Below are 25,603 nucleotides of genomic sequence, written 5' to 3'. Positions count from 1 at the left end.
GTTGTCCACAGGCAGCTGCTCCGTCCACAGGCGCGGCGGATTCGGTGGTCTCCGGGCGGATCGCCGACGGACGCTGCGGCACGATCACCCGCATGGGGGATCCACGAGTGCTCACGCGCGCACAACTACTCGCGGCCGGCGTCTCCGCCTTCGAGATCGCGCGCGACCTTCGACGCGGTGAACTGGCTCCGATCGCGCACGGCGTCCATCTGCGAAGGTGCGACCACGACGCGCTCGACGACACCGGCCGGCACCGCGTGCTCGCGCGGCATCTCGGCTCGACGCTGAGCCCGGGACACGTGATCAGCCACGTCTCCGCCGCGGTCCTGCACGGGGCGCCGGTATGGAATCTTCCGCTCACACGTGTGCACGTGTCGCGGCCACCGAGCGCGGGCGCACGACGGCGGGGACGATTGCACTTCCATGCGGCGCGGTTGTCGGAGGCAGACCTCGCGACCGTCGACGACGTGCCGGTGACGTCGGTGGCGCGGACGATCGCGGACGTCGCGCGGACCGCACCGCGCCCGCAGGCGGTCGTCATCGGCGATGCGCTCCTGCGCAGCGACCCCGCGGCGGCAGCCGCGTTACCGCGCATCCTCGACTCCGCCTGCGGCCTCAACGGCATCGCACGAGCCCGGGCGGTCGCAGGGTTCCTGGACGCGCGCAGCGAGAGCGTCGGCGAGTCGTTGTCGCGGGTACGCATCGAGGACGCGGGTCTGCCCCGTCCACACCTCCAGCACGAGGTCGTCACACGCGACGGTCGCCGTTTCCGCCTCGACTTCTTCTGGGAGGAGTTCGGGATCGTCGGAGAGTTCGACGGGACAGGCAAGTACTCCGACCGGCGTGACCTCGTCGCCGAGAAGTTCCGGGAGGACGCCCTGCGCGACCTCGGGTTCGAGGTCATCCGGTGGAGCTGGATGGAACTGGACCACTTCGACGTGGTCGTACAGCGTTTCGAGCGTGCCCGCGCACGTACAAGACGGACATGACGGTTGGTGCACCGAAATATCGGCACACCAACAGTCATATGGGGCGGTTCTCGAACGGCCGGTTTAGGCTGCGGGAATGAGCGCACACACGGCCGCGCCGGCGGGAATCGGGACGGCGACGACGCGGCGGCAGGTCTTCGCGTGGGGCCTGTGGGACTGGGGATCGGCCGCGTTCAACGCGGTGATCCTCACGTTCGTGTTCTCCGTGTATCTCACCGACGCCGTCGGCGACGACCTGCCCGGAACCGTCTCCGCGAGTACGTGGTTGGGCTGGGCCCTGGGCATCGCGGGGTTCGTCATCGCGGTCACCGCGCCGATCTCCGGGCAACACTACGACGCGACCGGCCGTCGCAAACGCTCCCTCGCGGTGCTCACGTTCGTCACCGTCACCGCGATGGCCGGGATGTACTTCGTGCGCGACGACTATCACTACCTCTGGCTGGGGCTGGTGCTGCTCGGTGTGGGATCGGTGATCGTCGAGCTCGCCCAGGTGCCTTACAACGCAATGCTGCGGCAGATCTCCACCGAGCAGAACATCGGACGGGTCTCCGGATTCGGTTGGTCCATGGGCTATTTCGGTGGCATCGTGCTGCTGTTGTTGTGCTACACGGGCTTCATCGCCGGTGACGGCGACACCCGCGGATTCCTCGGGTTGAGCACCGACGACGGCACCAACATCCGGTTGGTCGCGCTGCTCGCCGCCGCGTGGTTCGGGATCTTCGCGATCCCGGTGCTGCTCGCTGTTCCCGAACTGCCGCCGACCGGTGTCCACCCCGGTGCCGAGAAGGGCCGCATCACCGAGGCGTACCGGGTGCTGTGGCGCGATCTGCGGGACCTGTGGACCGCGGATCGCCGCACCGTCTGGTTTCTCGGCGCGTCGGCGCTGTTCCGCGACGGTCTCGCCGGGGTCTTCACGTTCGGGGCGGTACTGGCCGTGACCGTCTACGGCATCGGGACGGGTGACGTGCTGCTGTTCGGTGTCGCGGCCAATGTCGTGGCCGCGCTCGGTGCGCTCGTCGCGGGCCGCATCGACGACCGGGTCGGTCCCAAGGCGGTCATCGTCGTCTCGCTCGCCGCGATGATCGTCGTCGGCGTCGTTCTGCTCGCGGTGTCCGGACCATTGCTGTTCTGGATCTTCGGGCTGCTGCTGTGCCTGTTCGTCGGGCCCGCGCAGGCGTCGGCACGCACCTTCCTGGCACGGATCACGCCGCCGGGCCGGGAAGGGCAGATGTTCGGGCTCTACGCCACCACAGGCCGGGCGGTGTCGTTCCTGGCGCCGACGTTGTTCGGGTTCTTCGCCTGGGGTTTCGGCACGGACCGCGCCGGCATCGCCGGGCTGCTCGTGGTGCTGGGCGCCGGCCTCGCGGCGCTGCTGGCCGTGCGGGCACCGGAGGCCGTGGGGCAGCCCCTGAAGGCCGGAGGTCGTGGTCAGCCCTTGAAGTAGACCAGCTGGTGAGTGGTCGCGAGCAGTTCGCCGTCGCTGCTCCACAGCTCGCCGGACTGATCGAAATAGCCCTTGCCGAAATGCTGCGAGCGCGCCGTCGCGAGGACGGACGCGTCGGACTGGCGGTCCAGGGCGTGCTCGTCGGCGTGGAAGTACACGGTCAGCGACACGGTTCCGGCGGGCATGTACTGCCCGCGGCGCAGGAACACGCGCGGGTAGAACACATCGGACAGCGCGGTCAGCGCTGCGAAATCCAGCGGTCGCGGGGGAGTGTCCCGCACCCACAGCGTCGTCGTCGAATCCGGGTGCTCGCCGGTCTCCGGGCCGGGCACGGCGCCCTCGACGAAACGCATCTCGTAGTTGCGTGCCCAGGCGATGAATTCCGGCAGCGACTGCTCGGAGACGTCCTCCGCCGGGGGCGCGTCGGGTGCGACGGCCTCGGTCGACGACCAGGTCTCGCGTCGGGTGCCGAACACCGCGGTCGCGGTGGTCGTGACCGCCCCGTCCTGCGACAGTTCGATCGACCAGTGCTGGGTGGAGCGGTTGGTGCGCACCGGACGAGCGACGATCTCGAATTCGCCGTCCGCCAGCGCACCGCAGTAGTTGACGGTGAGCGAGAGGGGAACGCCGAGAACCTCGGGATGCTGCTGGACCGCGCGCAGCAGCGTCGCGGCCGTGATGCCGCCGAACGGCCCGACCATGTTCGCGTACGCCGGGTGCGTGCGGCCCGTGTAGCGGTGCGCGTCGGCGGCGACGAGGGCGACGGCGTCGTCGAAGACGTGGGTGCCGGTTCCGCAGACGTCGGTGTCGCGGGTGGTGTCGAGTTCGGTCACGGTGGACTCCTGACGTCCTGGAACTGGGCTTCTAAGTATGACAACATACATAATGCGAGAGGGCAATCCCCATCGGATCGAGGAGGGCGTCATGGCACGGCGACAGGACGGGGGACCACGCGCGGCGATGACGGCCAGCGCCGTGGCCCTGATGCGGGAACGTGGGGTGGCCGCGACCTCGTTCGCCGATGTCCTGGCCCACAGCGGCGCCCCCCGAGGATCGATCTACCACCACTTTCCCGGCGGCAAGAGCCAGTTGATCGAGGAAGCCACGCGCTCGGCCGCGGACCAGCTGACCGACAGAATCCAGCGGATCCTGGACTCCGGCGACACCGTCACCGCGGTCCGGTCCATCGTCGACCTGTGGCGACGCGGGCTCGAGGGCACCGACTACGTCGCGGGCTGCCCGATCGTGGCGGCAGCGCTGGGTACCGAAGCGTCGGCCCGTGACCTCGCCGGGATCTCCTTTGCGCGCTGGACCGAGATGATCGGCGCGCGGCTCGTCGGCGACGGAGTCGATCCGGCCCGCGCCGCGACCCTCGCGACGATGGTCGTCAGCGCGCTCGAAGGCGGATTGATCCTGGCGCAGGCGCAACGCAGTGCGGCACCGCTCGACGCGGTCGTCGACGAACTGGAAATGCTCTGCGCGCTGCGGAGCGGTGACGCCGGTTGAGGGGTGGCCCGTCAGCCCGCGATGCGTGCCCGGATCGACTCCGCCAGTGCCGCCGGTTCCTCCTCGGGAATCCAATGGCTCACGTCGTCCAACACGACGAAGTCGTAGTCCGCTTCGGTGAACTCGCCGCACCGTTCGGCGCCGGCCCGGCCGACCGCGACGTCGGCGGTGCTCCACACGTAGGTGGTGGGCACCTTCACCGACGGAATGCTGCGGAAGTCCCTGGTCAACGCGCGGTACCAGTTCAGGGCGGCGGTCATCGCGCCGGGCGCGGTGAGCACCCGCACGTACTCGTCCACGGCAGCGCGATCGGGCATCGGGTTGTACATCGCGCGCAGCCGCCGGGCGCCGTTGTCGAGCAGCGCCGACTCGGCCGTGCCCTCCATCCGGAACAGCTTGATGTACGCGGAGCGGGACTTCTGGTCGGCATCGTGCTGCAGCGCCCAGCTGTAGGCGCCGGGGTGCGGCACCGACACCGCGGTGAGTGTGCGAACGCGATCGGGATGATGTGCAGCGAGATGCCAGCCGACGACCGCGCCGAAGTCGTGCCCGGCCACGTGCGCCGCCTCGATACCGAAACTGTCGAGCAGGCCGAGGACGTCGCCGACCAGTTCACCGACCGCGTACGCGGACACCTCGGTGGGCCGGGCGCCGGGGGAGTAGCCGCGCTGGTCGGGGACGATCACCCGCAGGCCCGCGTCGGCGAGCAACCGGCCCGCCGGTTCCCAGCTGCGCCCGGTTTCGGGGAAGCCGTGCAGCAGCACGAGCGGAGGGCCGTCTTCGGGCCCGGCGACGCGGACGTCGAATGTGAGGTCTCCGAGCGCGACGCGGCTGATCTCGAACATGGCGCCACCGTACGGTGTAGCGGTCACTCGTGGGCCGGTTTCCAGGCCCCCATGCCGAGAATGATCAGGCGCATCTGCTTCTCACCGCGTGCGATCACCGCGGCCTCGTCCGGTCCGCCCGTTTCGACGGCGAGCAGGTCGACGGCCACCTCGAGCAGGGCGACGACGAGCAGGGCGGCGGCCATCTCCAGGTCGTCGTCGCTCCAGTCGCCGAGCCCCGCCATGCTGCCGAGGTCGACAGCGAGTTCCACTGTGAGCAAATGCAATTCGTCGTTGACGGCGCGGGACACCTCGGGCAGCCCGCCGTGCCGTTCGCGCGCGAGGAAGCGGAACGAGGCCTCGTGGGCGCGGATCTGTTCGACGAGGACGGCCAGCGACGCACGGGCGTTGTCGCCGGCGTTGCGGGCGCGGCGCGCATCGCGCAGCACCTGCCGGAGCACGCGCATCGTATCGGCGGCCAGGGTGACGCCGAGTTCGTCCATCGAGGCGAAATGCCGGTAGAACGCGGTGGGGACGATCCCCGCCCGACGGGCGACCTCTCGCAGGCTCACCGTGGAGAAACTCCGATCCGCCGACAATTCGAGTGCGGCGTCGAGCAGTGCGCGGCGCGTGCGTTCCTTGCGGGCGGCCCGGCTGGCGGGTTCGGGGACGGGAACTACGGACACGGGTCCGAGTCTATGCAGAGCGGCCTCCGCGAATCGAAAATCGGTGTAACGGAGGTCACTCACGTGTTGACAGGGGGCGGGTGAGTGCTGCAACACTAATTCAGTGTACAAGTGTGCACTAGAAATCCGATCGGTCGGGAGGTCCCGCCATGGTCGCTTCACCCGTCACTCGCACCACCGCTGCCCGCCGCGCCACGAAGGCGGTCACCGGCGCACTGCGGCTGATGTCCTGGCCGCACCACCCGGATCGCTACCTCGAGCTGCTGAATCCGCTGCTCGCCACACAGGCCACGCGGGCGCGGATCGTCGACATCGACCGCACCGTGCCCGAGATGACCACGCTCACGCTGCGTCCGGCCCGCCGCTGCCGATTCGAGGCCGGTCAGCACATCCGGCTCGGCGTCGTCGTCGACGGGGTCCGGCACACCCGCTGCTACTCGCCCTCGACCTCGCAGTACGACGACCGAATCGTCCTCACCGTGCGGGCCCACCCGGACGGTCTGGTGTCCCGCTACCTGCACGACTGCGCCCGGCCGGGTGACGTCGTCGACCTCGGGGCAGCCGACGGCGACTTCGTTCTCCCGCCGGTTCGTCCGGACCGGTTGCTGCTGGTCAGCGGCGGTAGCGGCATCACGCCGGTGCTGTCGATGCTGCACACCCTCGCCAACGAGGGGCACACCGGCGCGATCACCTTCCTGCACTACGCGCGCACCCCGGCAGACGTGCCGCAACGTGCGAGACTCGACGAACTCGCCGCTCGCGCCAACGTCGAGGTCGTCCTGGCCTACACCGGCGGGGACGGTGGCCACCTGCGCGGTCGCTTCCGCCGCGAACACCTCGACGCCGTCGTCCCCTGGTTCGCCGGTACCCCCACCTATGCGTGCGGACCGGCGGGTCTGACCGCACGCGTCCGCGAGGTCTACCGCGAGGTCGGCGCCGAACATCGTTTGCGCACCGAAGAATTCACCCTTCCTGTCCTCGACACGAGCGACGCCACCGGCGAGGTCAGGTTCACCGCGTCCGGGGTGGTCGCGGACAACACCGGCGCCACCCTGCTCGAGCAGGCCGAAGCCGCCGGTCTGAGACCCGATCACGGATGCCGCATGGGCATCTGCCACACCTGCACCTCGATCCGCCGATCCGGTTGCACCCGCGACGTCCGCACCGGCGAACTCGACGCCGAACCCGACACGCGCATCCGGATCTGCGTCAACGCCCCGGTCGGTGACGTCGCGGTCGAACTGTAGCCGCGGCCGATATTGATCGGCCCGAAACCTTTGGAGGACACCATGTTCGGATTGTCCCTACCCGCGATACCCTTCCTGCCGTTCCTGTCCGGAAACCGTGACCCCGACCCGGATCCGGTGATCCTGAGCCGCGATCAGGTCGACGAGATCGGCCGGGAGCTCGACACCCTGCGGGAGAGCACCGTCGCCTCCCTCGGCTCCGAGGACCGCGACTACATCTACCGGGTCATCAAGGCGCAGAGGGGATTCGAGGTGGCCGGCCGCGGCCTGCTGTTCCTCGGATTCCTGCCCCCTGCGTGGATCGCCGGTACCGCCGCGCTGAGCGTGTCGAAGATTCTCGACAACATGGAGATCGGGCACAACGTGATGCACGGCCAGTACGACTGGATGCGCGAGCCCGCACTGAATTCTCGTGTCTTCGAATGGGATACGGTGTGCCCCTCGGATCAGTGGCGGCACTCGCACAATTTCGTGCACCACACCTACACCAACATCCTCGACATGGACCGCGACATCGGGTACGGCATCCTGCGCATGGACCCGGCGCAACCGTGGAAGCCCTATTACCTGGGCAATCCGCTCTATGCGGCAGTCCTGATGCTGGTGTTCGAGTGGGGCGTGATGCTGCACGACGCCGAGGCCGACCGCGTGCTGGCAGGCAAACGCGACATCCGCGAGCTGGGGCCGCTCGCGCGCGGGTGGTGGCACAAGGCCGGCCGGCAGGTGCTCAAGGACTACGTCGTGTTCCCGCTGCTCAGCGGCCCGCTGTTCGTTCCGACCCTCCTCGGCAACGCCACCGCGAACTTGGTGCGCAACGTGTGGGCGTTCTCCGTCATCTTCTGCGGGCACTTCCCGTCCGGCGTCCAGTCGTTCACACAGGAGGAAACCGCCGACGAATCCCGTGGCGAGTGGTACGTGCGCCAGTTGCTCGGCAGCGCGAATATCAGCGGGTCGTCGCTGATGCACCTGATGACCGGCAACCTGTCCCACCAGATCGAACACCACCTGTTCCCGGATCTGCCGGCCCGCCGCTACCCGCAGATCGCACCGCAGGTGAGGGCACTGTGCGAGAAGCACGGCCTGCCCTACAACACCGGGGGACTGCTCCGGCAGGTCGCGTCGGTGTGGGGCAAGATCTTCCGGCTGGCGCTGCCGCCCTCCTGGGTGTCCGACCAGCGTGAGACCGCGGTCGTGATCGAGCGCCGCCCACGTCCCGAACCGGCGGTCGTCGAGCCCGAGCCCGGCGCGGAGTTCGAGGAAGCGCGAGGGACCCGTGCTGCGCGTACGCTCGTCCACGACACCGTCTGAGGGGGAGAGCGCATGGTTGGACGCTTCGAACGCAACAAGGACACGGTCCAGGAATTGACGGAATCCGCCGCGACCCACGTCGGGAACATCGCCGGCATCATCGCCGGTGCCGTGCGGGACGTCACCCGCGAGATCGGCAACTGGATCTCCGACGGTATCGAGATGCGCGAGGCTGCGCGCAAGGCGCAACTCGACCACGACGACACCACTGGCTGACCTGCACCGACACGAAAGGCCCGCTCGAACGAGCGGGCCTTTCGTGTGGATCGGGGTGGATCAGATGACACCCAGTGCGAACATCGCGTCGGCGACCTTCACGAAGCCGGCGATGTTGGCGCCGTGGATGTAGTCACCCGGCTTGCCGTACTCGGCGGCCGTCTCGACACACGTGCTGTGGATGTCGCGCATGATGCCGGCCAGACGCTCGTCGGTGTAGTCGAAGTGCCACGAATCGCGCGAGGCGTTCTGCTGCATTTCCAGCGCGGAGGTGGCCACACCACCGGCGTTCGCGGCCTTGCCCGGCGCGAACGCGACACCGGCGTCACGGAAGACCGCGATGCCACCCGGCGTGGTCGGCATGTTCGCGCCCTCGGCGACGACCTTGACACCGTTGTTGACGAGCACCTTCGCGGACGCCTCGTCGAGCTCGTTCTGGGTGGCACACGGCAGCGCGATGTCGCACGGCACGTTCCAGATGTTGCCGCCCGAGTAGAACTCGGCGTCGCCGCGCTCGTCGACGTACTCGGAGATGCGGCCCCGTCGGACCTCCTTGATCTCCTTGAGCAGGTCCAGGTCGATGCCGGCCTTGTCGAGGACGTATCCCGACGAGTCCGAGCACGCGACGACCTTGCCGCCGAGCTGGTGGATCTTCTCGATGGCGTAGATCGCGACGTTGCCGGAGCCGGAGACGACAGCGGTACGACCCTCGAGGGTGCTGCCGGCCGCCTTGGCCATCTCGTTGACGAAGTACGCCGCGCCGTAACCGGTGGCTTCCTTGCGGACCTGCGAGCCGCCCCAGGTGAGGCCCTTGCCGGTGAGGACACCGGACTCGTAGGAGTTGGTGAGGCGCTTGTACTGGCCGAACAGGTAGCCGATCTCGCGGCCGCCGACGCCGATGTCACCTGCGGGAACGTCGGTGTACTCGCCGATGTGGCGGTGCAGCTCGGTCATGAAGGACTGGCAGAAGCGCATGATCTCCTGCTCGGAGCGGCCCTTCGGGTCGAAGTCCGAGCCGCCCTTGCCGCCACCGATGGGCAGGCCGGTCAGCGCGTTCTTGAAGATCTGCTCGAAGCCGAGGAACTTGACGATGCCGAGGTTGACGCTCGGGTGGAAGCGCAGGCCGCCCTTGTAGGGGCCGAGCACGCTGTTGTACTGCACGCGGAAACCGCGGTTGACGTGCACGTTGCCCTGGTCGTCGATCCACGGCACGCGGAAGATGATCTGCCGCTCGGGCTCGCAGAGCCGCTCGATGAGTCCGGATTCGAAGTAACGGGGATGCCGGTCCAGCACGACGTGCAGAGATTCGAACACCTCGGCCGCCGCCTGATGGAACTCCGGCTCACCTGCGTTGCGAGCCTTGACCTGCTCGTAGATCTCTTCGATGCGGTCCGAGGTCGACACGCCCACCTGCCTGACTGTGAGAACACTGTTACATGACATTTACCTAAGTCACTATAGGTCGTAACAACGGCAGATCCTTCATCAGGAGCCAAGGTGGGAGAAAAGACACAGTGCCCATCGCCCCGGGGAATCGCCGCAGGTGAGGGCCACGAACCGGATTTTCGGCGCATTTTTCCGCCGCGGTTCGCTCGTCCGGAGTGAGGTTCGGATGGCGGCAACCACGGCGATCTGTTAGTGCAGCGGAACCGCATCGGACCCGGGCGCCAGGGCTCCCCGGCGGTCTCGAACCGTGTGCCCTTCTGGCGGTCCCAACCGCCACAACGGCACACCGGCGCGAAGCGCCTCAGCCCTGCCGTCCGGCCAGGAGTGCGGCGAGTTCCGCCCGGCTGCCCGCGCCGGTCTTCGCGTACACCGACTTGAGGTGATCCTGAGCGGTATTGGCACTGATACCCCGGCGACGTGCGATCTCGGCCGTCGACAAACCCGCCAGCACGTCGGTGCACACGTCCCGTTCGCGCGTGGTGAGCGCGTATGCCGCGAACAGGAGATCGGTGAACTCGTCCGCCGGGGCCGGTTCGAGGGTGACCACCGTGCGGCTGTCGTCGCCGTCGGAGTCGAGCGCGGTGGCGCGCACCAGGACCCAGTACCCGTGCCCGTCGCTGATATGCGTGCGGAAGACGCCGGAAGGGCTCGATCGTGCCCCGAACGTCGCGGCGCGCAACAGCACCGCCAGCCGCACCGGGCCGGTCAGCCGGTCCTGCCAGAGACGGGCCGCCGCGGTGAGCCCGACGGGGTCGCCGGACGGGTCGGTCAGCACCACCGCGGGACCCGGATCGTCCCCGGGGTGCGGCCGCAGCGTGTGCACGGCGGCGGCGCGCGTCGCCGCCGCCAGAGCCGGGGCCACCATCGTCAGGAACTCGACCTCGCGATCGCTGAAGTCCGTTCCGGAACGAACGAATCCTGCTGCACCCCAGCAGTATCCGTCGACGGTGAAGGCCACCCGCAGCTCGCGGTCGAGTCCGAGCGGTTTCCATACCGCGCCGTGCCGGAGACTGTGCGCGACGTCGGCACTCGGGAGATCGGACGCCCGGACGACCGTCCGCCCGCTGCGGGCGACCTCGGCGAAGGTCGCGGGATCGTGTCCGCCGCATTCGGATTCGGCGAGCAGCAGTTCGTACTCGCTGGGGATGCGGACGCGTCCGCTGGTCATCGAACCGAACGTCAGCGTCCGTGGATCCATCAGTGCCCAGCACGTCAGGTCGCTGCGCACGGTGCGATCGACCAGTTCGATGGCCCGTTCGTGTACTTCGGCGACGCCCGCGCCGGTGCCCGCCAACGCGAGGATGCCCCGGCGCAGTCGCTCAGCGCGCACTTCGAGCATGAGCCCAGTATGCGCCGGTCCCTGCTGCCGTCGACATCCCCGATTCCTGGGATGTCCCGGTCGGTTTCGCCGGATCTAACGTCACGGTATGTCAGGGTTTCATCTCGAACGGTCCGGTTCGGGCACGCGGCTGTCGCTCCCGGACGCCGATGTCACGGTCCTCTCGTCCCACGAGCACACCGGCGGTGCATACGAACTCATGCTGGTCGAGGCGCCACGTCTCGGCGAACCGCCCCCGCTGCACGCGGAGTCCTGGGCCAAGACCTACCACCTGCTGCGCGGACGGATCCGGGTCCACGTCGACGGCGCGAGCTGCGATCTCGCGCCGGGAGATTCCCTCGACATTGCCGCGGGGACGATGAACACCTTTTCGGTGCTCACCGCGAACGCGGTGTTCCTTCTCGTCAGTGCCGGTACGGCGATGAGCGGCTTCTTCTCCGACCTTGCCGGTGTGTTGCGCGAACAGCATGCCCAGGCCGAGCTGCCACCCTTGCTGGCCGCGCTGGCCGGCCGGCACGACATCCGGTTCGGTGAAGGAAGTGGGTCGTCATGATCGTCGTCGCCCAGGTCGCCGCACTCGTCGCCGCCGCGGTGCATCTGCTGGCATTCGCGTGGGAGTCGATCCTGTTCCTCCGGCCCGGCATCCACCGGGACCTGTTCCGCGTGCCCACCGCCGACGTCCCTCCGGTCCGGATGTGGGCCTTCAACGTGGGCTTCTACAACCTGTTTCTCGGATCGGGCGCGATCGTCGGTGTCGCCCTGTGGTGGGCCGGCCAGGACACCCCGGGCCGCACCCTCGTGATCTACACGTGCGCGTTCATGTTCCTGGCCGGGATCGCGCTGTTCGCCTCGGACCGGATGGCGATGAGCAGACCGCGCGGGTCGGGCGTGGTCGGTTCATTGTGTCAGTCCGTGCCGTCACTGGTAGCGCTCCTGGCGCTGGCTGTCGCGTAGGGCGCTGGGCTCATACCCGCGCGCGGATCGTCTCCACGAGGGTGACGAGCCGATCGTGGTGCGACCCTGCCCAGAACACCCGGCCGCAGCCGACGCAGCGCCGGAAGTCGTCGTAGTACCGGCGGGTGAGCGGCTCGAGCTGATCGAGAACCTCCGACTTGGGCACTTCCACGAGCGGGTCGTTGCAGCGCATGCAGCGGGTGAAGGGCGCGAGCCGGCACGTCAGATCGAGCCGCCGGACGACCTCGACGACCTGCTCGACCGGATCGACCGCGTGCACGAACAGACCGTGGGTGATCACCTTGCGGGCGAGCAGACCGCGGTCCCGGGTCAGGAGTATGCGCTGATCGTCGGTGCTGACCCGGGCGAGCGTCTCGTCGGCCGCGGTAGGGGACCATTGCACGTCGAACCCGAGCAGGCGCAGGTAGCGGGCCAGCTTGCCGACGTTGACGTCGGCGACGAACCGCGGGTCGCGCAGCGGCGCCGGCCGCAGCCGTTCGATCGGTTCGATGCCCAGTGCCTCGAAGACCGGATACACCGCGATGCGGGCGCCGGTGCGCGGCCGGTATCCGAAATCGACGGGCTCGCCGTCGACGACGATCAGGTCGATCTCCGTGTGCGGGATGCCCATCGCCTCGGCGACGTCCTTGACGGTCTGGTGGGGACGGAACGGCCGGCGCGAGGCGACGCCCCGGCATTCGGCGGCGACGAACGCGTTGAGTTCGGCGTACGGGCGGACCTCCACGAAACCGGTCACAGCTGTCATCGTCCGGCCGTGCCGTGCACCCGCGCAACCCGGACGGGTTCTCGACACACCCCACGTGTGAGGGGTACCGACGGCTATCTCGGCCTGCGCATACTGAGGTCATGGCCGAGAAGCGGGGCATGGCCGCATCTCGGACGGTCGGAGCACTTCGCTCGTCCATCCGAGATGCCGCGCTCGCCACCGACAGCCCGTCCGACTTCGGGCAGGCAGCGCTGAGCGTGATCCGCAGACGGATCCCGTTCGATCGGGGCATGGTCGGCACGGTTGATCCCGGGACGCTGATGATCACGTCCGCGACGATGGTCGACGTGACGGACCCGACCGGCCGCGCGGTCGAGATCGTCGCCGAACTGGAGTACGGCACTTCGCCCTACGCCAACACCTACAGCAGGCTCGCCCGGAAACCGGAGGGAGTCCAGACGATCCGGGACGCCATCGACGGTGATGTCCGGGATGCCTTGCCGTATCAGCAGATACTCGAACCGCTCGGGATGGACGACGAGGTCCGTCTGGTGTTCCGTGGGCGCGACAACCGGGTGTGGGGCGGCGGGACGCTCATGCGCGGACCCGGCGACCGCTTCTGCGATGCGGAATTGAAAGCGCTCGCCGAGATTGCCCGCGAGATCGGCGAAGGCCTGCGCCTGTCGCTGATCCGGCAGGCGCCACAGGTGGCGGCGGAGGTGTCCGACGGCCCCGCCGTGGTGATCGTCGGCGAGGACGACGAGGTGGAGTCGGCGACCCCGCGCGCATTGGAATTTCTCGATCGGATGGGCGGCGACTCGCGGATCCGGATGATGCCCGCGGTCGCGGCGGCCGTGCGTTTCCGGAATTCGGGCGACGCGGTGGTCACCCGGATGCGCACCGCCGACGGCGAATGGCTGGTGCTGCGCGCAGGGCGACTCGACGGCCGGGGAGCGGCAGGCCGGGTGGTCGTCACGCTGGAACCGGCCCATCCCGCGCAGATCGTCGCGCTGGTGACCGACCTGTACCGACTCACCGCGCGGGAGGCGGAGGTGCTCGGACATGTCCTCGCCTGCGAGACGCGGGCGGAGATCGGGCAACGAATGTTCATCAGCCCCTACACCGTCCAGGACCACCTGAAGAGCATCTACGCCAAGCTCGGCGTCAACAGCCGTCAGGAACTCGTCGCGCACCTGTTCTTCGCCCACCATCTGCCGCACTTCGGTGCGCCGGTCGGACCGGACGGCTCGTTCGTCGGGGCGGCACGAAGCGAACAGAACCCGTAGCTACCGGTCGGGGCGTCCTGGAGAGGGAGGAAACGTCGTGTCCGACATCCTGATCGTGACGTTCGAAGCCGGCGGCAATGTGCCGCCGGCGCTGGGTATCGGCAGGGAACTGCATCGCCGCGGTCACCGCGTCCGGGTTCTCGGGCACGCGATGCAGCAGTCGCAGATCGAATCGGCCGGGCTCGAATTCCGCGCCTACCGGAACTCCCCGCCGTGGCGCCCCCACGACCAGTTGAGCACGTGGACGGTCCTGACAATGGGGATCACGATGGTCACCGAACCGGGAGTCGGGCAGGATCTCCGGGACGAGGTGCGCGCCGATCCGGCCGATCTGGTGGTCGTCGACTGCATGCTGTTCAACGCGCTCGATGCGGCCGCCCGTGAGGGACTGCGACACGTCGCGCTGTTCCACACCTTCTACGCGATGTTCTACGGATCGTTCCGGCGCGGCCCGTTCGGTATCGTCGCCCGAACGAAAGGGCTCGGTCCCCGGCGTGTGTGGCACCACTCCGATCTCGAACTGGTGTGCTCGGACCCCGAGTTCGATCCCGCGGCTCGCGACGGAGCCGGGCGGACGAACGGGCACGTGGTGTGGACCGGGGCCGTGCACGATGTCCGGGAGGCGGCGGTGGGGCGGACCCCACCACGGGTGCTGGCCAGTCTCAGCACGGCCGGATTCGCGGGCCAGCGCAGGACCCTGCAGAACATCCTCGACGCCGTCGAGGGCACCGACGTCGAGCTGGTCGTCACGACCGGACCCTCGGTCGACCCCGCGGGATTCCGTGTACCGGCGAATGCGACGGTCCACCGGTACGTTCCGCACAACGAGTTGATGCCGGAATGCTCCGCGGTGATCGGGCACGGAGGGCACGCCACCACGTTCCGGGCTCTTGCCCATGGTCTTCCGATGCTGATCATGCCCATGTCGCCGCTCACCGACCAGCCGGCGATCGGAAAGGCGGTGGCTTCCGCCGGTGCCGGGAAGGTGCTCCGCAGGACGGCGAGCCCCGACAAGATCCGCGACGCGATCGACGATCTGGTGCATTCGGAGCGCTACCGGATCGCGGCGGCTGCGCTCGGCACCCGGATCCGGGCCACCGACGGCGCTGAGGCCGCCGCAGATCGGCTGCTCGCGCTGGTCGACTCACCGTGATAGGTACGTCCCTCACGGACCCGCTCGACCGTCAGTCATCCGCTCTGACGATCGTCAGAGCGGATGACTGAGCGCGCCGCGGATAGGTGCCACGGGTCTCAGGACCCGGTGCGGTACACCATCTCGGACAGGGTGATCTCGAACTCCTGTGTGCTGTCGTCGAATCGGACGGTGTAGACGGTGGGGTAGTACGCGGACTTCTGGTAGGCCTGAGGTTGTTTGATGCTCTCCTGCAAGGTCGGCTCGGTGAGCAGCCATGCACGGGTGATCATCGGTTCCATGAACGTGAAGGTGCCGTCCCAGGATCCGTTGATGAACGTCTCGGTGAAGTCGTAGACGCCCGGGATCATGCCTTCGGTCGCGTCGACCCAGTGCGTCCCCATGAACGGCACCGCCAGTTCGGACGCCAGCGCGCCGGGCGGGGAGACGTAGTCGCGCGGCATGTACCGGGCGTCGGGAAAGTGGGCGGCCTGCGTGCCGAACTCGGGTGCCGCCGGATCGATCCGCATGATCGACGCCATGTCGGTCATGTAGAAGTGGAAGTCGAAATGAGGCTTACCGAAAAGGATTTCGGGTTCGTGTCCGTGTGGGTTCCAGTTGAGCATCAGGTGGTCGAAGGCAGTCGCGGACGCCTCTGCCGGGAAATCGAGCATGAGCATGGCCGGTTCGGTGGGAAGGCCGTCGAGTGCGGCCGCCGAAACCCGGACGCCGACCGCGGCCGGTTCACCGCCGGGGTCCACGGAGGCGAAGGTTCGAACCACTCCGTTGCCGAGGTTCCCCGAGGATCCGAAGGAGGTGCGGCTCCCGTCCGGAGCCGCTGTCGCGCTGTACCAGGACAACCCTCCCGCAACCAGGAACGCTGCAATCGCCGGTCCTGCGGATCGGAACAGCCGGTGATGCCGCATCATCCGACCTCCTCGTCGAGATACGTTCTTCTACTACAGGATTCGCGCTCGATCGAGGTTCTTTCCTGTGCTCTCAGTATCGGACGACGCCGTGCCGCCGGACCATCCCTCGGACGGGGGGTGTTGCGGCCGTGCGCGCGTGGACCCTGTCCCGGTCACCGGAACGCGAGATTGACACCTTCGGCTCCGCGCAGTTCGAATCCGGCGACCGTGTCCCGACACCGCAGGAGCCCGCATGACCGACGTCATCAGCCTCTACATCAACGACGGCCTGTCCGAAGACGAGGTCGCGCACCAGGCGGCGCTCTACGGGCCGCTGGTCGAGGACATCCGCGCGCTCATTCCGCTCGGTATCTCCACCCAGGCCGACGACGACGAGATCCGCCGGGCTCGCGAACACCTCGCGGCGGCCGCGGCGATCCTCGGGAGGCGACGCGACCCCGGACCGTACGGGACACGGTTCAACGACGCCGGCCAATTCCGTTCCTGGGGCAACGCTGCATTAGGGCTGCGCAACGCGGTGGCTCCGCCGCTCGAGATGAACACCGACCCGGACGGCCGGGTCTGGACGGACTTCCACCTGCACATCGGCTACGAGGGGCCGGCCGGCCACACCCACGGGGGCGTTTCGGCGCTCGTTCTCGACCAGGTCCTCGGCGACGCCGCTCGTGTCGGGGGCTCACCCGGCATGACCGGCACCCTCACTCTCCGCTACCGCACGCCCACGCCGCTCGGCGATCTGCACGCCGAGGCGAAGCTCGACCGCCGCGAGGGTCGCAAGGCGTTCGTCACCGGCCACATAGCCGGGCCCGACGGGATCTGTGTGGAAGCGGAAGGCATCTTCATCTCCCCGCCGTGGATCGAGGACGCGCGGGCCAAGATCGACGCGCAGGACTGAATCCGGGGGAGTCAGTCGTCGAGGCGCTCGGCCTTCGCGATCGCCGCCTGCAACTGCTCGAGCAGTGTCCGGGCCTGCGAGAGGTCGAGCGCGACACCGATGCCGTCGAGAAGATCGAGTACGACGGTCGGTCCGTTCGCGCGTGCAGTGACAGGGTGTTCGCCGGTCGTCTCGGTCACGAGCGGCTCCTCTCGTCAGGCGGAGTGCGGCTACCGGTCCAGTGTGCCGCGAAGAACTGGTGCCGGGAGACGAGACGAAAGAGTGGTGATGGTGCCCCCGGCAGGATTCGAACCTGCGACCTAGAGATTAGAAGGCTCTTGCTCTATCCACCTGAGCTACGGAGGCGCGAGGAGCATCGTATCTGCTCTGCCCGTGATCGGGAATTTCGGGCAGGCGGTGAGTTGTCGATCCGGTCGGAATCGCCCGATTCTCCTGCAGGATCCTGCCGCGACGATACACTGCGCATGTAACCGGATGTGAGGTGTTTCACATGCAGGTACCAGGGCCATTCGAGTACGAACGCGCGACCGGCGTCGACCACGCGATCGCGCTGCTGGACAAGCTGGGGGACGAGGCGAGGGTCATCGCCGGCGGTCACAGCCTCCTGCCGATGATGAAGTTGCGGCTGGCGAACCCCGAGTTCTTGATCGACATCAACGACCTCGCCGGCGAGCTGGGCTACATCGACATCGGTGACGACGTGGTGCGGATCGGCGCGATGGTCCGCCACCGCGAACTGCTCGAGTCCGACGAACTCGCCGCGGTGTTCCCGATCTTCCGGGACGCGGAGAAAGTGATCGCCGACCCGGTCGTCCGCAACCGCGGCACCCTCGGCGGGTCCTTGTGCCAGGCCGATCCTGCCGAGGATCTGTCGACGGTGTGCACCGCGCTCGACGCCACGTGCGTGCTGCGCGGACCGTCCGGAACCCGGGAGCTTGCGCTCGCCGACTTCGAGCTCGGTCCCTACGAGACTGCCGCCGCGAGCAACGAACTGCTCGTCGAGGTGCGCCTGCCGCGCCACGGCAACGGATCCAGTGCATACGCGAAGGTCGAACGGCGTGCGGGGGACTGGGCCATCGCTGCCGCCGGGGCGGCAGTGTGGATGAACAGGAAGACGATCGAGCAGGCGCGGGTCGCGCTCACCGCGGTGCGTCCCGATCCCGACGCGCTCGCCGAACTCGGCGAATTCCTGCGCGGCGCCGAACCTTCCGAAGAACTGTTCCGCGAGGCCGGCGCGCGAGCCGCGGCCGCGTGCAACCCTGACGCCGATCAGCGCGGAACAGCCGACTACAAACGTCATCTCGCGTCGGAACTGACCGTACGCACGCTGCGCCGCTCCGTCGAACGGCTCGCAGTTTCCGAAAGGGGCTGAACTCATGCAGGTTTCGATGACGGTGAACGGGGAGCCTGTTACCGCGGAGATCGAACCTCGGACGCTTCTCGTGCACTTCCTGCGAGACCACCTGGGGCTCACCGGAACCCACTGGGGATGCGACACCAGCAACTGCGGCACCTGCGTCGTCGCCGTCGACGGTGAACCCGTCAAGTCGTGCACGACGCTCGCCGCGATGGCAGGCGGGCACGACGTCCTCACCGTCGAAGGGCTCGAGAAGGACGGCGTGCTGGACCCGGTCCAGGAAGGGTTCATGCGGTGTCACGGCCTGCAGTGCGGGTTCTGCACGCCGGGCATGATGATCACCGCGCGCGCCCTGCTCGACCGCAATCCCGACCCCGACGAAGCCACCATCCGCGAGGCGATCTCCGGCCAGATCTGCCGCTGCACCGGCTACACGACCATCGTGCGTTCGGTGCGCTGGGCCGCCGAACACGCCCCCGCCGAACAGCTCACCGAATCCGAGGGAGCAGTGTCATGACCGCCGTCGAACCCGACCGGCAGGATCCCGAGACCGTCGACAACGACCGCACACCGTGCGGGCACGGCCGGATGCTCCGCAAGGAGGATCCCCGCTTCATCCGGGGGCGCGGCAACTACGTCGACGACGTCCAGTTGCCCGGGATGCTGCACCTGGCGATCCTGCGCGCCCCCGTCGCGCACGCGAAACTCGTCAGCATCGACACCACCGCCGCGCAGTCGCATCCCAAGGTCAAAGCCGTTGTCACCGGCGCCGACCTCGCCGCCAAGGGCCTGGCGTGGATGCCGACCCTGTCCAACGACGTGCAGGCTGTCCTCGTCACCGACAAGGTGCGGTTCTTCGGGCAGGAGGTCGCGTTCGTCGTCGCCGAGGACCGCTACTCCGCGCGCGACGCGCTCGAGCTCATCGACGTCGAATACGAGCAGCTCGACCCGGTGATCGATGTCCGCCGTGCACTCGCGGAGGACGCGCCGGTGATCCGCGACGACCTCGACGGCAAGACCGACAACCACTGCTTCGACTGGGAGACCGGCGATGCCGCCGCCACCGACGCCGCGTTCGCGAAGGCCGACGTGGTGAGCCGCCAGGAGATCGTCTACCCGCGCGTGCACCCGGCACCGATGGAGACCTGCGGGGCCGTCGCCGACCTGGACCGCGTCACCGGCAAGCTGACCTTGTGGTCCACTAGCCAGGCCCCACACGCGCACCGCACCCTGTATGCGCTGGTCGCAGGTCTGCCCGAGCACAAGATCCGGGTGATCTCCCCGGACATCGGCGGCGGTTTCGGCAACAAGGTTCCGATCTACCCGGGCTACGTGTGCGCGATCGTGGCGTCGCTGCTGACCGGCAAACCGGTCAAGTGGATGGAGGACCGCAGCGAGAACCTGGTCAGCACCGGATTCGCCCGCGACTACGTGATGGTCGGGGAGATCGCGGCCACCAAGGACGGCAAGATCCTGGCGATCCGCTCGCAGGTCCTCGCCGACCACGGCGCCTTCAACGGCACCGCGGCCCCGGTGAAGTACCCGGCCGGATTCTTCGGCGTGTTCACCGGCAGCTACGACATCGAAGCCGCCTACTGCCACATGACCGCCGTCTACACCAACAAGGCGCCCGGCGGCGTCGCGTACGCGTGCTCGTTCCGCATCACCGAGGCCGTGTACTTCGTCGAACGGCTCGTGGACTGCCTCGCCTACGACCTCGACATGGACCCGGCGCAGCTGCGGCTGAAGAATCTGCTGCGCCCGGACCAGTTCCCGTACATGAGCAAGACCGGGTGGAAGTACGACTCGGGCGACTATGCGACGACGATGCGCAAGGCCATGGACATGATCGGCTACGACGAGCTGCGCCGCGAACAGGCGGAGCGGCGCGAGCGCGGCGAGCTCATGGGCATCGGCATGTCGTTCTTCACCGAGGCCGTAGGCGCCGGGCCGCGCAAGGACATGGACATCCTCGGCCTGGGCATGGCCGATGGCTGCGAGCTGCGGGTGCACCCGACCGGCAAGGCCGTGGTCCGGCTGTCGGTGCAGTCGCAGGGGCAGGGCCACGAGACGACGTTCGCGCAGATCGTCGCGGAGGAACTGGGCATTCCACCCCAGGACATCGACGTCGTGCACGGCGACACCGACAACACCCCGTTCGGGCTCGGCACCTACGGCAGCCGCTCGACCCCGGTCTCGGGCGCCGCGGCCGCGCTGGTCGCCCGCAAGGTCCGCGACAAGGCGAAGATCATCGCCTCCGGGATGCTCGAGGTGTCCGTCGCCGACCTGGAATGGGAGAAGGGACGCTTCCACGTCGCGGGCGACCCCGACGCGGCCGTCACGATCCAGGACATCGCCATGCGCTCGTACGGCGCCGGCGACCTGCCGGAGGGGATCGAGGGCGGGCTCGAAGCCCAGATCTGTTACAACCCCGAGAATCTCACCTACCCGTACGGCGCGTACTTCTGCGTCGTCGACATCGACCCGGGTACCGCCCAGGTGAAGGTGCGGCGGTTCCTCGCCGTCGACGACTGCGGCACCCGCATCAACCCGATGATCATCGAGGGCCAGGTGCACGGCGGCATCGTCGACGGCATCGGGATGGCGCTGATGGAGATGATCGAATTCGACGAGAACGGAACGTGTCTCAGCGGTTCCTTCATGGACTACCTGATCCCGACTGCGCTCGAGGTGCCGCACCTCGAGACCGGATTCACCGTCACCCCGTCGCCGCACCACCCGATCGGCGCGAAGGGTATCGGCGAGTCCGCGACCGTCGGGTCCCCGCCTGCCGTCGTCAACGCCGTCGTCGACGCACTGAAACCGTTCGGGGTGCGGCACGCCGACATGCCGCTGACGCCGTCGCGGGTGTGGGAGGCGATGCAGGGCCGGGCGACACCACCGATCTGACGGGAGGGTGAAGAGAACCATGGACCTCACCGCGCGGGCCGCGCAGCTTTCCGCCGACCGCCGGCCGTTCGTCCGCGCCACCGTGGTGCGGGCACAGAAGCCGACGTCCGCGAGATCCGGGGACTGCGCGCTCGTGCTCGGCGACGGCACCATCGAGGGCTTCGTCGGTGGGCAGTGCACCGAGAATTCCGTGCGCGTCGCCGCTCGCGAGGCGCTCGATACCGGTGAGAGTGTGCTGCTGCGGGTGCTGCCGGGGGACGCGGGCGTCTTTCCCGAGGCGCCCGGCGCGACCGTCGCGGTCAATCCCTGCCAATCCGGAGGCGCCATGGAGATCTTCCTGGAACCGCAACTGCCGGCGCCGATCCTCGCGATCTTCGGGACGTCCCCGATAGCCGAGGCGGTCGCGGCGTTCGGGGAGCTCCTCGACCTCGCCGTGGTCCGGCTGCCCGGCACCCACGTGCCGGACGGGGCGACCGCCGTGATCGTCGCGAGCCTCGGCGGGGAGGAGGCCGCGGTGATCCGCTCCGGCCTCGACGCCGGTGCCCCGTACATCGGTCTGGTCGCGAGCCGCAAGCGCGGGCCCGAGGTCCTCGAGCAGCTCGACGCCACCGCCTCCGAACTTGCCCGCATCCACACCCCGGCGGGCCTGGACATCGGAGCCCGCACCGCCGCGGAGATCGGCCTGTCCATCGTCGCGGACGTGGTGCGCACGATCCGCAGCGGCAAGGTGGCACCGCCCGTGTCCGCGCCGCAGCCGATCACCGCCGTCGACCCGGTGTGCGGCATGACCGTGACCGTCACCGACTCCACCCCGCACCTGAACCTCGACGGCACCGATGTGTGGTTCTGCTGCCCCGGTTGCCGCCGCGCCTACGAGAAGGAGCACGCGGCGTGACGGTGCCCGGCCCGGCCCCGACGTTCACCGACGTCGACGACGTGATCCGCCGGTTCGACGCGCACGACTACCTGCTCGACGAGGGGACCGCCACGGCGTTGTTCCTCGCCGTCGAACTCGGCCGGCCGCTGCTGCTCGAAGGCGAACCGGGAGTGGGGAAGACCACCGCGGCCAAGGCACTCGCCCTGGCACTCGACGCGCCGCTCATCCGGCTGCAGTGCTACGAGGGGCTGACCGCGAGCGAAGCCCTCTACGACTGGAACCATCAGCGGCAACTGCTCGCCATCCGCCTCGCCGAATCCCGCGGCGACACCCTGCGCGAGGCCGACCTGTACTCGGAGGAATTCCTTCTCGAGCGGCCCGTCCTGCAGTGCGTGCGACACCGCGGCCCCACCGCACCGGTGCTGCTCGTCGACGAAATCGACCGTGCCGACGACGAATTCGAGGCGCTGTTGCTCGAATTCCTCGGCGAGTTCGCCGTCACCGTGCCGGAACTGGGCACCCTCGCCGCGACCCGGCGGCCGGTGGTGGTGCTCACCTCCAACCGCAGTCGCGACCTGCACGACGCACTGCGCCGCCGCTGCCTGTACCACTGGATCGACTATCCCGACCGGGAACGGGCGGTCGCGATCCTGCGCCGCACCGTGCCCGTCGCGAACGCGGCGCTGATCGCCCGCGCCGCGGAGTTCGTCGCGACCGTGCGCACCCTCGACCTGGACAAGGCCCCGGGAATCGCCGAGACCATCGACTGGGTGTCCGCGCTCGCTGCGCTCGGCGTCAGCGATCTCGTGCGGTCCGACGCGACCGGGCTGGCCGCCCTCGCCAAGACCCCCGACGACCTCGACACGATCCGCGGCGCCTACGGGGAGTTCGCGGGAACCCCGTGATGCCGCAGGAACCCGACGACGGAGGCGTGCTGCGCGGCGTCGACCGCGCCGCATTCGCGGTCGCGCTCGTCGACCGGCTGCGTGCCGGGGGTGTCACCGTGCCCGCCGACGCGTCCGCCACCCTCAGCCGCGCCCTGCACCTGCACCCGCCGCGCACCCGCAGCCGCCTGTACTGGGTGGCGCGGCTGTCCCTCGTCGGCAGCTACGACAACCTCGCCGGATTCGACGCCGCGTTCACCGCCGTGTTCGATCACGCTGCGCTGCAACTGGATCCGCACGCACGGCGCACCGGTCCCGACGACAGCGCCCGGCGCGGCGCCGATCCGATCGGAAAGCCGAACGTCGCGGACGCCCGCGCCTCCACCTCCCACGCCGCGGCCCCCGTTCCGTGGGTCACCCGTGCCGCGGTGGCGGACACCCGCGACGACACCAGGCCGGGGGAGAAGCTGGCCTCCGCGCTGGCGGGCTCCGCGGACCAGCGGTTCGGGGACATGGATCCGGCGGCGCTGCGCGATCTCGGCGCCGCGCTGGAGCAACTCGCGGTGCGGTGGCCGACCCGCCGGTCACGCCGTCGGGAACAGCGCACCAGCGGACGCATCGATCTGCGCGCGAGCATCGCGAGGTCCCGGCACACCGGCTACGAACTCGTCCGGCTGGTGCATTCGCAGCCCCGCAGGCGCCGCCGCCGGATCGTGGTGCTGTGCGACGTGAGCCGGTCCATGCGCGGCTACGCCGAGATCTACCTGCACCTGATGCGGGCGGCGGTCCGGTCCGGTGATGCGGAGGTCTTCGCATTCGCGACCGCGCCGACCCGTCTGACCGCGACCCTTGCCCACCGTTCCGTGGAGCGGGCCGTCGACGAGGCGAACGCGAAGGTCGCCGACCGGTTCGGCGGCACCCGCATCGCGGGCAGTCTCGCCGAGATCCTCGGATCGCACCGCGGGCACCTGTTGCGCGGCGCGATCGTCGTGATCGCCTCGGACGGCTGGGACAGCGACGAACCGGCCGAGTTGGCGCGGACGATGGCGCGGATCCGCCGTCGCGCGCACCGCGTCGTGTGGCTCAATCCCCGCGCCGGAAGCCCGGGCTTCACGCCGAGTACCGGGGCGATGGCCGCGGCGCTGCCGTACTGCGATGCGCTGCTGCCCGCGGACACGTTCGGCGCCTTGCACGACGTGCTCGAAACCGTCGTCGCGGAGCGATGATCCGGTGCTGGAGGTGATCTCCGTGTCGAACGCGAACACCGACACCTCGGGTCGGGTCCGGATCGAGCGCGCCGGTCCGGCGGACCTCACCGTGCTCGCGACCGATCGTGGACCGGTACCGATGAACATCGGTGCGATCCTCGAGTTCGACGCAGCGCCCGGGCCCGATCTGTCGACGCTGAGAACGCACCTCGCGGAGCGGACTCCCCGAATTCCGCGGCTGCGACAGCGACTGCAGCGAGTGCCGTTCGGCTGTGGGCATCCGGTGTGGGTCGACGACCCGGGCTTCGCGCTCGAACAGCATCTGGCCGAACAGGATTGGCCCGTCCCGGCAGACGAACGGCGACTCTTCCACCTCGCAGCCGAATTCGTCTGCACCCCCCTTCCTCACGACCGTCCGTTGTGGCAGGCGCGACTGGTGACGGACCGATCGGGCGGACGAAGCGCCCTGATCGTGGTCCTGCACCACGTGCTCGCCGACGGCCTCGGCGGCTTGGCGGTGCTGGCGGCGCTGACCGACGGCGGACCGCCGATCGCCGGCCCGGTCTTTCCGCAGCCACCGCCGAGCCGAAAGGCGCTGGCCGCCGATGCCGCGCGAGCGAAGCTCGCGGCGGTGCGGGCGTTCCCGGTCGCGATGCGCCGAGGATTCGCGGGGTTGCGCGAACTCGGTCTCGGCCGAAGCGTGCCGCGCCTCGTTGAGCCGACCTCGCTGAACCGGCCGACGTCGAGCCGGCGGCGTGTCACACGGATCACCGTTCCGCTGGCCGACGTCACATCCTTGGCGCACCGCCACCACGGCACCGTCAACGACGTCGTCGTGACGGCAGTGACCGGTGCCATGCTGGCTGTCCTGGGAGCTCGCGGGGAGCATCCCGACCGGTTGGTGGTGTCGGTGCCGATCTCGGGGCGCCGCAGCACGACCGCGGACCGTCTCGGCAACGCCACCGGTGTCCGCCCCGTCTCGGTACCGGCCATCGCGGACGACGAGACCCGGCTCGCGCGGATCGTCGCGGCGACGAGCGCTGCCCGCGAACATCTTCCGGATCGTGCGTCGTCCGGCGGGCCGCTCGGATCGGCGTTCCGGGCGCTGAGCCGGCTCGGACTGTTCCGGTTGTTCATCGATCATCAGCGGATGGTGCACACCTTCGTGACCAATCTGCGCGGCCCGGCCGAGCCCGTGGGGCTGGCCGGGTTCCGGGTGCGGTCGCTGGTGCCGCTGGTGGTCACCCCCGGCAACGTGGGTGTGACCTTCGCGGTGCTGTCGTACGCGGGCGAGCTGGGGATCACCCTGGTGGCGGATCCGGCGATCGTCCCCGAACAGGACGAGCTGGCAAATCACCTGGCCGACATACTCGCCCGGCTGCAGCGCTGACCCCTGCGGTGTGCCTTTGTGGCGGCTCCAGTCGCCACAAAGGCACACG

26 protein-coding genes and 1 tRNA gene are annotated in these 25,603 nt (G+C 68.9%); 18 read left to right on the top strand and 9 right to left on the bottom strand.

All coding sequences use genetic code 11. The features are described 5' to 3' along the window. Positions 1 to 92 precede the first annotated feature (92 nt). A complete protein-coding gene (locus ACWDTS_RS14505; RefSeq protein WP_197256758.1) occupies positions 93 to 989 on the top strand; it encodes a type IV toxin-antitoxin system AbiEi family antitoxin domain-containing protein in 897 nt (298 codons plus the stop codon). 76 nt (positions 990 to 1,065) lie between these two features. Further along, positions 1,066 to 2,433 carry an MFS transporter gene (locus tag ACWDTS_RS14500; RefSeq protein ID WP_197256760.1) on the top strand — a complete coding sequence of 456 codons (1,368 nt, stop codon included), beginning with the start codon at positions 1,066 to 1,068 and terminating at the stop codon, positions 2,431 to 2,433. Here the strand turns inward: ACWDTS_RS14500 and ACWDTS_RS14495 are convergent. After that, entirely contained in the window at positions 2,418 to 3,266 is an 849-nt protein-coding gene (locus ACWDTS_RS14495; RefSeq protein WP_307846585.1) for an acyl-CoA thioesterase, read from the bottom strand. The genes ACWDTS_RS14500 and ACWDTS_RS14495 overlap by 16 nt on opposite strands. Positions 3,267 to 3,357: 91 nt before the next feature. Here ACWDTS_RS14495 and ACWDTS_RS14490 point away from each other — a divergent pair, with 91 nt between their 5' ends. Then, positions 3,358 to 3,939, top strand: a complete 582-nt coding sequence (locus ACWDTS_RS14490) for a TetR/AcrR family transcriptional regulator (RefSeq protein WP_197256763.1) — start codon at positions 3,358 to 3,360, stop codon at positions 3,937 to 3,939. A gap of 11 nt (positions 3,940 to 3,950) precedes the next feature. On the opposite strand, the gene ACWDTS_RS14485 is transcribed toward ACWDTS_RS14490, so the two are convergent. Both ACWDTS_RS14485 and ACWDTS_RS14480 read right to left on the bottom strand, forming a co-directional pair. Continuing rightward, the gene (locus tag ACWDTS_RS14485) at positions 3,951 to 4,784 is read right to left on the bottom strand and encodes an alpha/beta fold hydrolase (RefSeq protein WP_197256765.1); all 834 of its coding nucleotides are present in this window, start codon (positions 4,782 to 4,784) and stop codon (positions 3,951 to 3,953) included. Positions 4,785 to 4,807: 23 nt separating this feature from the next. Then, a complete protein-coding gene (locus tag ACWDTS_RS14480; RefSeq protein ID WP_307846587.1) occupies positions 4,808 to 5,449 on the bottom strand; it encodes a TetR family transcriptional regulator in 642 nt (213 codons plus the stop codon). Between the two features lie 149 nt (positions 5,450 to 5,598). On the opposite strand from ACWDTS_RS14480, the gene ACWDTS_RS14475 reads away from it, so the two are divergent. From ACWDTS_RS14475 to ACWDTS_RS14465, 3 genes are read left to right on the top strand one after another with little or no spacing between them, the layout of a single operon-like run. Beyond that, the gene (locus tag ACWDTS_RS14475; protein WP_450118468.1) at positions 5,599 to 6,696 is read left to right on the top strand and encodes a ferredoxin reductase; all 1,098 of its coding nucleotides are present in this window, start codon (positions 5,599 to 5,601) and stop codon (positions 6,694 to 6,696) included. 42 nt (positions 6,697 to 6,738) lie between these two features. Continuing rightward, positions 6,739 to 8,004 carry a fatty acid desaturase family protein gene (locus tag ACWDTS_RS14470; RefSeq protein ID WP_450109967.1) on the top strand — a complete coding sequence of 422 codons (1,266 nt, stop codon included), beginning with the start codon at positions 6,739 to 6,741 and terminating at the stop codon, positions 8,002 to 8,004. Between the two features lie 12 nt (positions 8,005 to 8,016). Beyond that, a complete protein-coding gene (locus tag ACWDTS_RS14465; RefSeq protein ID WP_450109968.1) occupies positions 8,017 to 8,220 on the top strand; it encodes a hypothetical protein in 204 nt (67 codons plus the stop codon). A gap of 60 nt (positions 8,221 to 8,280) precedes the next feature. On the opposite strand, the gene gdhA is transcribed toward ACWDTS_RS14465, so the two are convergent. Next, entirely contained in the window at positions 8,281 to 9,624 is a 1,344-nt protein-coding gene (gene gdhA, locus ACWDTS_RS14460) for an NADP-specific glutamate dehydrogenase (RefSeq protein ID WP_450118478.1), read from the bottom strand. Positions 9,625 to 9,967: 343 nt separating this feature from the next. After that, on the bottom strand, positions 9,968 to 11,005 hold the full coding sequence (locus ACWDTS_RS14455; RefSeq protein ID WP_450118467.1) for a helix-turn-helix transcriptional regulator: 1,038 nt from the start codon (positions 11,003 to 11,005) through the stop codon (positions 9,968 to 9,970). An 88-nt stretch (positions 11,006 to 11,093) separates the two neighbouring features. Between ACWDTS_RS14455 and ACWDTS_RS14450 the strand changes: the two genes are divergently transcribed. Together ACWDTS_RS14450 and ACWDTS_RS14445 are read left to right on the top strand one after the other, a co-directional pair. Then, the gene (locus ACWDTS_RS14450; protein ID WP_197256777.1) at positions 11,094 to 11,558 is read left to right on the top strand and encodes a cupin domain-containing protein; all 465 of its coding nucleotides are present in this window, start codon (positions 11,094 to 11,096) and stop codon (positions 11,556 to 11,558) included. Beyond that, on the top strand, positions 11,555 to 11,959 hold the full coding sequence (locus ACWDTS_RS14445; RefSeq protein ID WP_197256779.1) for a DUF1304 domain-containing protein: 405 nt from the start codon (positions 11,555 to 11,557) through the stop codon (positions 11,957 to 11,959). The genes ACWDTS_RS14450 and ACWDTS_RS14445 overlap by 4 nt, the downstream gene beginning before the upstream one ends. Before the next feature lie 10 nt (positions 11,960 to 11,969). Here the strand turns inward: ACWDTS_RS14445 and ACWDTS_RS14440 are convergent, their stop codons facing one another. Further along, on the bottom strand, positions 11,970 to 12,716 hold the full coding sequence (locus ACWDTS_RS14440) for a Mut7-C ubiquitin/RNAse domain-containing protein (protein WP_248673997.1): 747 nt from the start codon (positions 12,714 to 12,716) through the stop codon (positions 11,970 to 11,972). Positions 12,717 to 12,826: 110 nt separating this feature from the next. On the opposite strand from ACWDTS_RS14440, the gene ACWDTS_RS14435 reads away from it, so the two are divergent. Continuing rightward, complete coding sequence (locus tag ACWDTS_RS14435; protein ID WP_450118466.1) at positions 12,827 to 13,972, top strand: helix-turn-helix transcriptional regulator; 1,146 nt, start codon at positions 12,827 to 12,829, stop codon at positions 13,970 to 13,972. A gap of 37 nt (positions 13,973 to 14,009) precedes the next feature. Then, positions 14,010 to 15,125, top strand: a complete 1,116-nt coding sequence (locus ACWDTS_RS14430; RefSeq protein WP_450118465.1) for a glycosyltransferase — start codon at positions 14,010 to 14,012, stop codon at positions 15,123 to 15,125. Between the two features lie 98 nt (positions 15,126 to 15,223). Here ACWDTS_RS14430 and ACWDTS_RS14425 read toward each other — a convergent pair whose 3' ends face one another. Continuing rightward, the gene (locus ACWDTS_RS14425; RefSeq protein WP_450118464.1) at positions 15,224 to 16,033 is read right to left on the bottom strand and encodes a DUF5602 domain-containing protein; all 810 of its coding nucleotides are present in this window, start codon (positions 16,031 to 16,033) and stop codon (positions 15,224 to 15,226) included. Between the two features lie 232 nt (positions 16,034 to 16,265). On the opposite strand from ACWDTS_RS14425, the gene ACWDTS_RS14420 reads away from it, so the two are divergent. Next, on the top strand, positions 16,266 to 16,928 hold the full coding sequence (locus tag ACWDTS_RS14420; protein WP_197256783.1) for a PaaI family thioesterase: 663 nt from the start codon (positions 16,266 to 16,268) through the stop codon (positions 16,926 to 16,928). Between the two features lie 11 nt (positions 16,929 to 16,939). Here ACWDTS_RS14420 and ACWDTS_RS14415 read toward each other — a convergent pair whose 3' ends face one another. Then, positions 16,940 to 17,107, bottom strand: a complete 168-nt coding sequence (locus ACWDTS_RS14415) for a hypothetical protein (protein WP_450118463.1) — start codon at positions 17,105 to 17,107, stop codon at positions 16,940 to 16,942. An 89-nt stretch (positions 17,108 to 17,196) separates the two neighbouring features. Next, positions 17,197 to 17,273: transfer RNA gene (locus ACWDTS_RS14410), tRNA-Arg, on the bottom strand. 145 nt (positions 17,274 to 17,418) lie between these two features. On the opposite strand from ACWDTS_RS14410, the gene ACWDTS_RS14405 reads away from it, so the two are divergent. Genes ACWDTS_RS14405 through ACWDTS_RS14375 form a run of 7 tightly spaced genes read left to right on the top strand, consistent with a single transcriptional unit; the run spans position 17,419 to position 25,554 of the window. Continuing rightward, positions 17,419 to 18,300 (top strand): FAD binding domain-containing protein, encoded by an 882-nt coding sequence (locus ACWDTS_RS14405; protein ID WP_450118462.1) that lies wholly within the window; start codon positions 17,419 to 17,421, stop codon positions 18,298 to 18,300. 4 nt (positions 18,301 to 18,304) lie between these two features. After that, complete coding sequence (locus ACWDTS_RS14400) at positions 18,305 to 18,802, top strand: (2Fe-2S)-binding protein (RefSeq protein ID WP_248673958.1); 498 nt, start codon at positions 18,305 to 18,307, stop codon at positions 18,800 to 18,802. After that, positions 18,799 to 21,195 carry an aerobic carbon-monoxide dehydrogenase large subunit gene (locus ACWDTS_RS14395; RefSeq protein ID WP_248673957.1) on the top strand — a complete coding sequence of 799 codons (2,397 nt, stop codon included), beginning with the start codon at positions 18,799 to 18,801 and terminating at the stop codon, positions 21,193 to 21,195. The genes ACWDTS_RS14400 and ACWDTS_RS14395 overlap by 4 nt, the downstream gene beginning before the upstream one ends. Before the next feature lie 19 nt (positions 21,196 to 21,214). Next, on the top strand, positions 21,215 to 22,090 hold the full coding sequence (locus ACWDTS_RS14390; protein ID WP_248673956.1) for an XdhC family protein: 876 nt from the start codon (positions 21,215 to 21,217) through the stop codon (positions 22,088 to 22,090). Next, the gene (locus tag ACWDTS_RS14385) at positions 22,087 to 22,977 is read left to right on the top strand and encodes an AAA family ATPase (RefSeq protein ID WP_248673955.1); all 891 of its coding nucleotides are present in this window, start codon (positions 22,087 to 22,089) and stop codon (positions 22,975 to 22,977) included. The genes ACWDTS_RS14390 and ACWDTS_RS14385 overlap by 4 nt, the downstream gene beginning before the upstream one ends. Beyond that, positions 22,977 to 24,182, top strand: a complete 1,206-nt coding sequence (locus tag ACWDTS_RS14380; RefSeq protein ID WP_450118461.1) for a vWA domain-containing protein — start codon at positions 22,977 to 22,979, stop codon at positions 24,180 to 24,182. Before ACWDTS_RS14385 ends, ACWDTS_RS14380 begins: the two co-directional genes overlap by 1 nt. Before the next feature lie 22 nt (positions 24,183 to 24,204). After that, positions 24,205 to 25,554: a wax ester/triacylglycerol synthase domain-containing protein gene (locus tag ACWDTS_RS14375; protein WP_450118460.1), complete on the top strand. Its 1,350-nt coding sequence runs from the start codon at positions 24,205 to 24,207 to the stop codon at positions 25,552 to 25,554. The last annotated feature ends 49 nt before the right edge of the window (positions 25,555 to 25,603 follow it).

This window comes from Rhodococcus sp. NPDC003383, assembly GCF_053589115.1.
The sequence above is the reverse complement of the archived record's forward strand: the minus strand, read 5'-3'. Positions and strand labels throughout refer to the sequence as shown.